At 74.4% G+C, this 12,493-nt stretch carries 3 protein-coding genes; 1 reads left to right on the top strand and 2 read right to left on the bottom strand.

Annotated elements, in window-relative coordinates:
* Positions 1-56: 56 nt before the first annotated feature.
* Positions 57-2,954, bottom strand: a complete 2,898-nt coding sequence (locus FRCN3DRAFT_RS0216190; RefSeq protein ID WP_007515935.1) for a right-handed parallel beta-helix repeat-containing protein — start codon at positions 2,952-2,954, stop codon at positions 57-59.
* Between the two features lie 316 nt (positions 2,955-3,270).
* On the opposite strand from FRCN3DRAFT_RS0216190, the gene FRCN3DRAFT_RS49540 reads away from it, so the two are divergent.
* Complete coding sequence (locus FRCN3DRAFT_RS49540; RefSeq protein WP_051466274.1) at positions 3,271-3,603, top strand: hypothetical protein; 333 nt, start codon at positions 3,271-3,273, stop codon at positions 3,601-3,603.
* A 90-nt stretch (positions 3,604-3,693) separates the two neighbouring features.
* On the opposite strand, the gene FRCN3DRAFT_RS0216180 is transcribed toward FRCN3DRAFT_RS49540, so the two are convergent.
* Complete coding sequence (locus FRCN3DRAFT_RS0216180) at positions 3,694-12,435, bottom strand: hypothetical protein (RefSeq protein ID WP_157845220.1); 8,742 nt, start codon at positions 12,433-12,435, stop codon at positions 3,694-3,696.
* Positions 12,436-12,493: the final 58 nt, after the last annotated feature.

Below are 12,493 nucleotides of genomic sequence, written 5' to 3'. Positions count from 1 at the left end.
TTTACCCGCCGGTGGCCGCGGGACGAGGGCCCGGGTGCGGCGCCGGGCGAGCCCCGTCAGCCCCCGGGGACGTCCTCGGGGACGAGCCGCAGCAGGTCCTCGGTGCTCGGGTCCGCCAGGTCCGCGACCCGCTGGGCCTGGATCTCGGTCATCCGCTGGAACACCTGCCTGGCGAGCCGTCCGTTGCCGAAGCCGCGGACCCGTGGGACCCCGGCAAAGTACCCGACGAGCGCCGCGCGCGCCGGCTCGGTGAGCTCGTACTCGTGCTGGGCGCACTGCGCCGTCACGATGTCGGTCAGCTCCTCGTCGGCGTAGTCGTCGAAGGTGATCGTGCGGGTGAACCGGGACGCGAGACCCGGGTTCGAGTCGATGAACCCGGACATCTCGCCGGGATAGCCGGCGACGATGACGACGACCCGGTCGCGGTGGTCCTCCATCAGCTTCACCAGCGTGGCGACCGCCTCCTGGCCGAAGTCGTTGCCCACCCCTGGCGGGACCAGCGCGTACGCCTCGTCGATGAACAGCACCCCGCCGAGGGCGCGGCGGAAGACGGCCGTCGTCTTCGGCGCCGTGTGGCCGATGTACTCGCCGACCATCGCCGACCGGTCCGCCTCGACGAGGTGACCGCGCTCCAGCATCCCGAGCGCGGTCAGCAGCCGGCCGTAGAGGCGGGCGACGGTCGTCTTGCCGGTACCCGGGTTGCCCGCGAAGATCAGGTTGCGGGACAGCGGCGGGGCGGCGAGCCCGGCCTCCTGCCGGCGGCGCACCGTCTGCATGAGCTTCACCTGCGCGCCGACGTCCCGCTTGACCCGGTCCAGGCCGACCAGGCCGGCGAGCTCCGCCAGCAGGTCGTCGAGCGACTCGGCCGGGGGCGCGTCCGGCAGGCCGTCCGCCTCGCCGTCGGTCCCGGCGCCGCCCTGGCCACCTGCCGCGGCCGTCGTCGGTTCCGTCCCGTCGGCCCCCTGGGCCGTGCCGTCGCGGCCGGACGTGGGAATGTTGACGGTCCGCACCCGGGTGACCGTGCAGTGCTCGAACGTCGGCTCGCCGCCGTCGGCGAGGCTCAGGTCCGTGTCCGTGTCGTGGACGTGCAGGCCGGTGAACCGGGGGGTGGCCCGGGCGCCGACGTGCAGCGCGGGGAACTCGGCCGCGGTGATCTCGCCGCCGTCGAACGCGCCGGCCGCGCCGTCGCCTACGAAGACACCGTTCTTGCCGGCGCGCGCGACCCGCAGGCCGCTGACGGTCGGGATGGCCGCGCGCCAGACGACCAGGCCGGAGCCGGTCGCGTCCGCGATCTGGCAGTCGGCGATCCGGGCCTCGCCGCGCTCGGCGACCACGACGCCGGCGGCGCCGGTGCGTTCGATCCGGCAGCCGGTGAGCGTCGCCTTCGCACCCGAGCCGACCCGGACGCCCACGTCGGTGCTGTCGGTGACGACACAGCCGGTCACGGTGGCGGGCGCCGTCGCGTTCGCGCTGATCCCGATGCCGTTCCCGGCCAGCTCGCAGCCGTGCGCGGTCAGCGTCGCGTCCTGCTCGGCGTGCAACGCGGACATGGCCGCGCCGCTGACCCGGCCACCCTCGACGTGAACGGCGGCCTGGCCGACCGCGTGGACCCCGTGCTCGGGAGTGGTCCGCAGGTGCGCGTCGACGAGGGTGACCGACGCGGCGCCGGCCGCATGGACCGCGCTGTAGCCGGCCTCCTCGATGGCCAGACCCCGCAGCGTGGCCTGGCCCGCGTCGGCGACGAACACCCCGTTGGCCGCCGGCAGGAACACCCGGCCGCCGTCGACCGTGATGACCGCCGATCCCCTGGCGACCAGGGCGGAGGTGCCGACGCGCTCCAGCACACAGCCGGTCAGCGTCACGGCGGACGCCCCGGCCACGACGATGCCGGCGCGGGCGGGCGAACGCAGCCGGCAGCCGGACAGCGTCACCGTCGCGGCGCCCTCGACGAGCAGGCCGTCCGTGCCGGCGGCCTCCAGCTCGCAGTCGTCGGCGAGGACCTCGGGCCCCGGCCGCGCGGCGGTGCCGTCCGCGTCTCCCGGGCTGTTCGCGTCCCCTCGGCCGTCGGCGTTTCCTGAGCCGCTCCCGCCCGCCGAGGGGCTCGCGCCGGGGGCGGAGGCCGCGGCGCTCGCACCCGCCGCCGTGCCCAGGCCGGGGACGCCGGGAGACGCCGGCGACGAACCGAGGACCCGAACGCCTTCGGTACCGGCGCCCCGCAGGGAGCAGTCGCGCAGCCGGACCGTCGCCGTGTCCTCGACGAGCACGCCGCTGCGGCCGGTCCTGGTGATCTCGCAGCCGTCGGCGCTCGCGGTGGCCTGCCCGCGGGCGCGCAGGCCGGAGCCGGTGGTCCGGGAGATCCGGCAGCCTCGCAGGGTGACGGCCGCGCCGGCGCTGGCGACGACACCGGTGCCGTCCACGTCGGTGACGACGCAGCCTTCCAACGTGGGCCCGCCCGTGCCGGCGGCGTGCACGCCGGCGAGCTGAGCACCGCTGATCCGGCAGTCGCGCAGCGTCGGCGAGGCGTCGCCGACGATCTCCACCCGGCCGTTGACGATCTCGCACCCTCGCAGGGTCGGCGCCCCCGCATCGATGACGACCGCGGGAAGTGACGGATCGATGCCCACGATGACCAGACCGGACAGCACCGCCGAGCCGCGCAGGACGAGCGGGCCGCCACCCACGAGCCACACGGTGCCGCCACCGGCCGCCGCGGCGAGCGTGACATCCCCGTCGATCAGGAGGTTCTCGGCGTAGCGGCCAGGCGGGAGCGTCACGGTCTGGCCGGGCGCGGCCGCCGCGAGCGCGGCGGACAGTGGCCCCGGTACAGGCCCCGGCCCCGGCCCGGGCCCGGGCGGCGGGCCGAACGGGGCTGGCGCCGGCCAACCAGCGGCCGGCGCCTGGAACGTTGGCGCCACGCTCGCCGCCGGCGCCGCCTGCTGTCGTGGCCTTCGCATCTTGTGGTCCGCTGTCCTTCCGCGTATCCACGGCCGTCGCGTCGTCCGCGTGCCGCCTACCTGGTGCCCGACCGCGAGTTCAGGCCCTTCGCCGTGCGCCGGGCCATAACCGCCTGAACCTCATTGTGGTCCCCGCCGCGTGGGAAGCGCGGGCCGGGGCGGCGGCAATCCGCACGGCGGCGCACGGCGTGCCAAACCGCCGGCCGTATAGTCGGGTCGAACGGGCGTGCCGCCCAGCCGGAGCACCCTCGTCTGAGTGGGCGACGGCGACTCCTGGCGGGTGAGAAGCGCTGGCGAATGACGGGTTGGTGACGTGGTGGAGCAGCTCGACGGGTGGCTGAGGCTGGCGAATCTGAAAGGGTTCCTGGTCGCGCTGTCAGAAATAGTCGGCTATCGGTTCGGCGAGCTGGATTGGGGCGCCGTCGAGACCGGCCTGGAGGCCGGGCCGGATGACGAAGAGTGGTTCACCTATCCGCTCGTCGGCCGCATTACCCTGGAGATCGCCGTCTCCCGGGTCGCGGAAGAGGGCGATATCGACGTCAGACTGCTGTTCCCGGCCGACGAACCTTGTCTCGGGAAACAGATCGAGGTCGCCTGGATGATTTTCAACCGTTTCGAGATCTCGCCGACCTTCGAGATGATCGACTGAGATCGTCGCGAACGCGCGCGGGCCGCGCGGCCCGAGGCGCGGGCAGGCGCCGGGGGGCGCCGCGCCGCGGTTCGGCGTCCACCGCGCGAGTCACCCGAGAAGGGCCAGCGCGGCCTCCAGGTACGGATTCTCGGCGTCGGGCGCGGCCGTCCAGGACGCCAGCCGCGCCTCGTCGGGCGCCGACGCGCCGCTCGGGACCGGCGCCGGTGTCGCGGTCGGAGTCGGGCTCGGGGGCTCCGTCGGTGATGGCGTGGCCGTGGGGGTGGGAGTCGGGGCCGCCGTCGGGCTCTGGGTGGACGTCGGCGTCGGCGTCGGCGTCGGGCCCGCGGTCGCGGTCGCGGTCGGGCTGAGCGTCGTGGTCGGAGTCAGGGTCGGGATCAGCGTTGAGGTCGGAACCAGCGTCGGAGCTGGGACCGAGGTCGACGTCGGCACCGGATGCGGTGGGATCGAGGTGGGTCCGGGTGCCGGGGGTGGCTGTGTGTTCCCGGGAGGTGGAGCCGTGGATGGCGTCCCGGTCGGCGCCGGCGCGGGCGGGCTGGTCGGCGACGAGGTTCCGGGAGGCGTTGGCGGCACGGACTGTGACGGGGACACCGACGGGGAAGGCGACGGCACAGAGGAAGGCTGCTGGGTTGGCTGCTGGCCGCTCGAGTCCTCCAGGAACCAGCGCTTGAGGAACAGGCTCAGCGTGCGGTCGGCGACCCGCTCCCCGGCGATCCAGCCGACCTCGGCCAGGCCGCCGACGTGGAAGAACCGCCCCGAGGCGTAGCCGTGGCCCAGGTTGCGCAGGAAGCCGATCGGCAGGCCAGTGCTGAATGTGCTGACGGCGCTCTCCCAAGGGCTGGCCCACTGCCACTCGTCGCCGAACGCGGCCCCCACCGTCCAGCTGCTCGCCGCCGAGAGAAGCGGGTTGAAGACGGCCCCGTAGGCGCCGGTGTCATAGGCGAGGCCGCGCCACCGCGGCGCGTACTCGTTGCCGGCGAACTCCGTCTCCCAGTCGTCCCTGGGGATGTGCCGGTTGTAGGGGAAGCCGTTGTCGACGTTGCCGAAGCCCAGGCGCCACCGGCCGACGCCGCCGACCTGGTGCAGCGTCGTCACGCCGGTCCGGAACGCCCCGCCGACCAGTGAGTTCAGCACGGTCTTCTCGACCCACTTCCAGCTGAACGGGTCGTCCTTGTGCTCGCCGCTCATCCCGTTGAATATCAGCTGGCTGGCGAACCGGGCCGGGAAGTCCAGGAGGACGTCCTGCGTGTAGTCCAGGAGCGCCCGGCGCGCGACCAGCAGGCTCCGCGGGATGAACTCGCCGACCAGCCCGTCCCCGGCCCGGTACTGCCGCATGTTGAGGTACCGGTTGACCCGGTTCCAGCCACGGATCTCGTTGAGCGCGCCGCGGTAGTCCATCTCGCGGCCGGCCAGGTCCCAGCGGCCGTGCGGGGTGGCGACCATGCGTATGCGCCCCAGCGGGTCACGTTCCCAGACCCGGCCGGACAGCGTACGGATCCGCAGCAGCCCGCCCTGCGCGTCGGTCTCCCGCCACTGCCCGTGGAAGGTCTCCGTCTCGCGGAAGCGGCCGGGCTCGAGCTCGACCCGCGACCGGATGACCTGGCCCTGGTCGAACTCCCGCCAGGTGCCGAAGCCCGTCTTCTGGCCGACCGGCCGGCCCACCGGGGGCGGCGTGGCCGCCGAGGCTGACTGGCCCGCGGGGGCTGGATGGCTCACGGGGGCTGGATGGCTCGCGGAGGCTGGATGGCCAGCTGGCCCACCCGCGGCCGGGTGCCCACCGGCCGGTGTGTACTCGAGGACCCTGCCCGCGTTCGACTCGCGCAGCACCCGCTGGCCGTCGGCGCTCAGGTCGTGCCAGACGGGGGCGCGCGCCGGGATTCGGCCCGTCCCCGCGACCGGCTCGGCCTCCCAGATGGGCTTCCCACCGGCGTCGGTCCCGTGCCGCCACAGCCGTGTCGCCCCGGTGTCGCGCACCGGGGCGCCGTTGCCGTCGAAGACCTGGGAGCGCCAGCCGGTGCCGTCGTGGAAGGTTCGCAGGGTCGTGCCCTGGTCGAGCGCCCGGCTGTCCCTGACAAGGACCCAGAGGTCCTCGTCCTTGCCGCCGTTCCTGACGGTCACCTTGAGGTAGTCCCGGAAGGACTCGTCGAAATGGTCGGCGTACCGCAGGTTGAAGGGGCCGGTCGGGCGCCTGTTGCGCGCGCTGATCCGCGTCCCGGCGAAGTCCTTCGCGTCGACGGTGACATCCTGCCCGCCCGCCCGGACCCTCAGCTGGATGCCGTCCTGGTCGATCTTCCAGGCCCAGTGCCCCCGGCTCGGGTGGCCGTGGCCGGTGACCGTCACCGTGATCGGGTTGCCGCCGGCGTCCTGGACCCGCCATGCGTCGGTCCGGCCGACCAGCTCGCCGTTCGTGTCCCGGGTGACCGAGACGGTGCCTGGGCTGTCGAGGTTGACCGCGGTGTGCGACGCGCCCTCGGCGAGTCCTCGGTCGTACACCGGCCGGTGCCCGGGCAGGTAGGTGACGACGTCGCCCGCGTCGCCCGCGGTCTGGCGGACGACGACCTGCGCGCCGTTCTCGGTGACGGTGTCGACCCAGTGCGGCCCGTCGCTCGCGAAATGGCGCACCCCAGCCGCCACCACCGTGTCGCCGGGCGCCGTGCCGCCCAGCTCCTGCCAGTGCAGGTCGCGCGGGCCGGCGTAGACGCCGGGGTCGGGGTGCGCCATCCAGCGCGTGCCACCGGCCTGGCCGACCACCCCCGCGTCTGCGCGGCCGATCTCCAGGACGTTGCCGTTCTCCAGCCTCCAGGTCCCGCGCGCGAAGTGGCCGTCGTGGGTGAAGTCGGAGAAGGTGCCGTTCGTCCGGTCCCGCACCGTCCGCACTCCGCTGGCGACCTGGTTGCCCTGGGCGTCGCGCTCGATCCAGCGGAACGCCCGGAAGCGGCTGTCACCGATGTCCCAGCCGGGCGCTGGATCGCCGGGGGCGCCCCGGCGGAGCCGGAGGTCGCTCGGCCTGGGGAAGTCGACGTCGCCGATATCCCGACGAACCCGCCACCAGCCAGGTTCGCCCGACGGGCCGACCGCGCCAAGGTCCTGCCTGGCCGTCCAGACCTGTCGCGGCGGGCGCAACTCGGCGTACCGCTGCAGGTCCAGCGCGTGGCCGCCGCTCATCGCCTCGCTGGCGCGGGTCAGCTCGCTCTGCGGGGAGAACTGCGCGAAGCGTTCGGTCGGCCGGCCGGCGGTGTCCAGCTCGTGGACCAGGTAGTCGAACGCGTCGCGTGGGCGGTGCAGGCCGACGAAGGGGAAATGGCCTTTCCCGAACACGGCAGGGTAGTACCGCTGCGCGACCTCGCCCGTCGTAGCCCGGTCCACCCAGCCACGGCCGTACCGGACCCGCTCACCTTCCGCCACGAGGCTGTGGTCGGTGCCGAAGCGGTGCCAGCCCCACCGGCCGGACACCTCCTGCTCGGCGCGCACCAGGCCGCCGTCGGGCAGGTTCAGGTACTCGCGCACCCGCGGCCCGGTCGGCCCGAGCAGGCCCGCCTCATGGTCCCACCACATGCCGTCCGGGATCTCGTCGTACGTGCGGTAGCCGCGCCTGGCCTCGAAGTGGTCGAGGCTCCGCCCGGAGTCCCGCCACTCGATCCAGTGGTGGCGGCCCCTGGCTCTGCCGAAGACCTCCAGCAGGTTGCCGTTCGAGAGCCGCTCGCGGACGTAGACGGCCGTCCTGTGCCGCGCCAGCGGGTCGACCAGCCGCAGCTCGCCGGCCCGGCCGGTCACGACCTCGCCCCTGCCGCCGTAGTCGGGTATCCGGGTCGCGCCACTGGCGTCTCCCGGGATCGGTTCGCGCCGTTCCCAGGTCCGCCCGGCGTGGTCGATCTCGAACGTCGCCCCGGACCGGTCACCGCCGCGGGCGAACGCCGACACGCGCTCGCGGCTCAGCGTCCCGTCCAGGTCGTACAGCCGGAAGTCGCCCCCGTGGCGGCCCGCGGTGGTCGTGACCCGGACGTGGGTGCCGTCCCATGCCGCCTCGGCCCCGCGGACCTGGACGAACCTCGCGGGCCCGGTCCCGCCCCGCAGGCGCGCGAGCACCTCGACGTCGAGGTCACCCGTCGTCGCGTTGCGCGCCGCGCGGATCATCAGGCCGTTGTCCTGCCCGTGGGCCGGTCCCAGCCGGATGTTGTCCAGCCTCGCCGGCTGGCCGTCGGCGCGCAGGACGATCCTCATGTCGCCGTTGGTGAGCTCTCGGCCGCCGCCCGGCTGGGCCTGGGCATGCCAGCCTGGCGGGGCGGTGTGGGCGCCGCCCCCGGCGCCGCCAGGCCCGTGGCCGGTATGCGGCGTGCCGCCGGCGGACGCCAGGTGCTGCTGCTGGGGCTGATGGTGCCAGCCAGCGCCACCGCCCGGGGGTTGCGCGGGGGCGGCGGGGTGCGCCCCGGTCGTGGGGTGGCTGGGGCTCGTGGGCGCGGGGTGACTGGCACTGGCCGGTGCGGGATGGCTGGCACTGGCGGACGCGGGGTGGCCGGGGCCGGTCGGCGCGGGGTGGCTGGGGCTGGTGGACGCGGGCGGCGGGTGAGCCACCGTGCCGTCCGCGGCGTACCGGTATTCGGTGCCGTCCGCGCGGGTGATCGTGCCGCCGCGTTCGGCGGCGGTGTGGGCCAGGCCCTCCTCGAGGGTGCCGTCCGCGTGGCGGAGGGTCGCCGTGCCGGCGGCATGGTCGACGGTGAGGTGGGCGTAGAGGTGGTGGCCAGGGTCCTGGAGGAACTTCCCGCTGCCGGTGAGCCGGCCAGCGCCATCGAACTCCCGGAAGTCCGCGATGCGGGCGCCCGACCCGTCCAACAGCACGACGTCCTCGAAACCGGTCACGGCGGCGAGATCGTCCGTGGTCAGCGCCGTGACGCGGACGCCATCGCCCTCGATCTCCTCGAACGCACCCCGATAGACGTCACGGGCTCCCGGATCGATGATCCGCCCGAGCCTGCCGTCGGCTGTGGCGGTGACCGTCAGGTGACGCCCATCCGCCAGGAACCGCGCTTCCGTGCCACCCCAGGCCACCGGCGAGGCCGCGAGCGCGCGCGGCGGCCTGGAGGGCCAGGCGTGGACCATCCGCCCGTGACGGGTGACCTGGACCCAGTGGGTGAGCTCGCCGGTGTTGCCGCGGACGCCAACGGGTCCGCCCTCGATGAGGACCCGGGCCTTGTTACGGACCCACAGGCCTGCGGCGTCCGCGTAGGCCGCGGCGTCGAGCGTGACCTTCTCGGCGTCGACGTGGCGCAGGAAGAGGCTCTTGAGCTCCGGGCCCGGGGCGTTGGCGAGGTGCGGCGCCATCTTCGCCGGGCTGACGGTGTAGGCGCCGTTGGTCCAGTGCCCCTGCGGGCTCATGCGCGGGACGGGCAGGCTGTGGCTGAAGGTGGTCAGGGCGATCGGCGCGTGGCTGCCGTCGGCGGAGACGAGCTGGTAGCCACCGCGCGGGCCGGTGGTGAGCCGCAGGTCGCCGGTGACCTGGCCGTCGGCGTGGTGCCAGACCGCGGAACCGTCGGCCGCGACCTCGACATGCCCAAGCGGCGTCCCGTCCGCGGCGGCATGGGTGATCCGGGCGTCGGTGAGCGTCCCGCCGGCGTCGAAGGACAGATGCGTGCCGTCGGGCCGGTGAAGGTGGAACCCGCCGTCGCCGTGGGGGGTGAAGCGCAGATCGCTGCTGACGGCCTTGCCGTTCGCCTCGAACCAGGTGGTCGTCCCGTCGGCCCTGATCCGGGTGCGGCCGAGGGCGTCCCCGTTCTCGAGGGTGTGACGCAGGTTCGCGTGCAGGATCCTGCCGTCCGCGTCGAGCTTCATCCGGTTGCGGCCCACGGTGAGAGTCACCGATCCGTCGGCGTCGTGCGTGACCGCCCAGGGGCGGGGGTGGCCGGCGACCCGGGCGGTGCCATCGGCGTGCAGGAACACGTCGAACGCCGGGTCACTGCCGACTGATGCCGCCAGCCGGCGTGGCTGGGCCGAACCGCCACCACCGGGCACACCGTCGAAGGGATCCGGCGCCGAGGAGGGCACCGGACGCGGTGGCTGGCCGGGCGGCTTCTCTCCGCCGCCACCCGAGCCCGCCTGGGGCCGTTCGCCCGCCGGTGGTGGCGTGACGGCGGTGTGCTCGACGCCGCCGGGTGACCCAGCCGGGCCCTGCGTCGTTCCCGGGGGCGGGTCGGTGCGCGCGGCCGGCGCGTCCTCGGCGGCGCGCGCGGGCGGCCCGTCCGCGGTGGTCAGGGCCCGTGCCGTTTCGTCACCCATGGTGGGGCTCGGCGTCGTCAGCTCGGCTCGGGCGTGAGCCAGGCGTGCCTCGGCCGCGTGCCGGTCGACCAGCGCCGTGATCATCGCGTCCGGGTCGTGCGCCCCGGCGAGCAACGCGGAGTCGAAGGCGGCGTGCGCCTGTGACACCTCCTCGGTGGCGCGCTGGTGAGCCGTCGCCGCGTCCAGCGGCTCACCCCGCCCGCCGGCCCCCGTGTCCTCCCGCGCCCAGTGCTGCTGATGCGGCTGCTGATGCCAACCCGCCCGACCGTCGGAAGCCGACGTGCCCGCGCCCACCAGCGACCGCTCCGGCGTGCCGGCCCCGGCCGGCGGCCGGAACTCGGGCCGGACCGGTACGCCGACGCCGTCGGTCGACGCCGTGGCGGCTGGCCGAGCGCCGTGGCGCTGGGCGGCGACGCCGGCGGACTCCGGGCGGCGCGCGGCCTCGTCCAGACCGGCCCCACCGTGGCCGGCGCTGGCGGAGTCAACCAGGTGCCGGGTGCCGGCCGGCCCCGTCTCGGCGAGCAGTTCGGAGGTGTCCGGCGTGTGCGGAGCCGGCTCGGCGAGCGCCCCGTCGGCCGGCGACGGCGTGCCCCGCGCTCCGGCCGGCGTCTCGTTGCCCGCGCCGAGAACCTCACGAGCTCGATCTGGCGTGGTGGCCGTTCGGCTGGCGTCGTCGGGCAGGCCCCCCAGATCGTGGGTGGCGCCGGAGCCGATCCGTACCTCCGCGCCGTCGAACACCAGGTCCCGGCCCGTCGCGGCGGCCGGCGCTGACGAGCCGGGGCGAGCCTCGGCCGGCAGTCTGGGCGCCGCGTCGAGCGGGGCCGTGCGGGGTGCATCGAGCGCTGCCCGCGCGCCGGGCGCCGACACGGCCGTGTCGGCGCCGGTGGCCCGGGTGACGGGCGCGGCGGTCTCGACGCGGGAGAAGTCGATCGCGAAGGTGTCGCCGCCGGTGCGCAGGGCGGTGACGTGTTCCGCGTTGGTGATGAGCTTGTGCTCCACCGGTCTGAAATCCGCGAGCGCCTCCCCGAGGCGCCTCGCGGCGTGCGCCTGCCCGAGCAGGTCCACCGCGTGCGTGGGTGCCAGGTGCGCCGTGGCCGCGAGCGCGCCGGTGTCGGCGAACGCCCGCGCGCCGGCATGGCTCATCGGGCTCGCGAGCTGGCCCGCCGCGGCCGCGGCGCCGTGCGGGAGGATCAGACCGGACGCACCCGTGGCGAGCGATGCGGACGCTCCGGCCGGTTCGAGCAGCGTCGCCGCGCCCGAGCCGAGGAGCGGGTTGTGGCCAGATCCGAATCCGAGCCCGGATCCCGTCGCGTGCCCGCCGGCCGCCGAAAGCGCGTGCTCCATCCCCGCGCCCGGGTACGGGCCGGCCGGGGAGTGGATGCCGAGCAGCGCGTCGCCGAGGTGCGCGCCGGTGTGGGTGGCGGCCGCGGCGGCGCCGGGGAGATAGTCGGCCAGGCCCAGGTACTTCGGGATCTGGAAGCCGCGGCCCAGGATGGCGAGGTCGTGAGCGCCCCAGACCCCGAGAGCCCCGATCTCGTTGGCTTCGAGGGGTGTGAAGATCCGTAGCCACTTCAGGTCGTGGAACTGGTTGGCGAAGCCGGCTTTCGTGCTCTGCCAGGGGTGCAGCGCCTTGAGCTGGGCGAGCTGTCTGGCGGCGCCGGCCTTCAGGCCCTGCCAGGGGTGCAGCGCGGTCAGCGCCTGCCAGGGGTGCAGCGCTCCGAGCGTCTTCGGCAGCTCGACGAGGGTGACGAAGCCGCGCAGGGCGAGCACGCGGGCGGCGTCGGCGGCCTTCCCGAGGATCGCGACGACGTCGTACGACTTGGCGACCAGGAACGGCAGCGTCAGCGCCCGGGAGAAGTCCCACGCACTGATCGCGACCTTCCCCGCGCCCTTCAGCAGGTCCAGCGCCCCCGAACCGAGGGCCTTCCAGGTCTTCAGCGCCATCAACGGCTTCGTCGTCGGCGCCACCGCCATCAACAGGCCGAACAACAACCCCCAGCCATTCGTGTCACCGTTGGCGTAGTCGACGACCGCCTTCGCCGCGAGCACCACGTTCAGCGCGAAGGCCAACAACCCAAGCGGGCCGCCGACGACGAGCGCGACCAACGTGATCACGATCGCGACCTCGTTGAACGCGTCCCAGAACTGCTGACACCCCGTCTTCGGCGAAACAATCGCCCTCGCCGCCTCGCGGATCGCGCTCGTCGCCACGGACGCGGCCTTACCCAGATCCGCCTGCGCGTTGATGGCGTCCGTACGCAACCCCGCCAGCGCCGGATCATCCGGCGCCAGCCCCTCCGCCTGCGCATGCGCCGCATCCGCACGGCCCTGCGCGTCACGCATCGCCCGGATATAGCCGCGAACAGCCGGCTCTGCCTGGTCGAACGCACTGTGAACACCAGCAATAAAATTGCGGATCGCGCCGTTCACCGTGTCCCGCAGATAGTCCGCGGTCTTGCCGACGAACGCCCCGTCGCCGGTACTGCGGACCACCCCGGTCAACTCGTCATGAACCCTCGACGCCTGCCAACGCATCTTCCCCATGAAATCCGCGACACCCACCAGCGCATCCGGATCACCCGGCGTCGGATCCCCCTCCAAGTGGAGCCGCGACCAGTTG

The sequence above is a fragment of the Pseudofrankia saprophytica genome (genome assembly GCF_000235425.2).
GTDB classification, from domain to species: Bacteria; Actinomycetota; Actinomycetes; order Frankiales; family Frankiaceae; genus Pseudofrankia; species Pseudofrankia saprophytica.
Note: the sequence above shows the minus strand (reverse complement) of the source record. Positions and strands in the feature narration are given on the sequence as shown.

Coding starts and splice junctions, on each gene's coding strand:
- FRCN3DRAFT_RS0216190 (WP_007515935.1), bottom strand. CDS start 2,954: ATGCGAAGGCCACGACAGCAGGCGGCGCCGGCGGCGAGCGTGGCGCCA.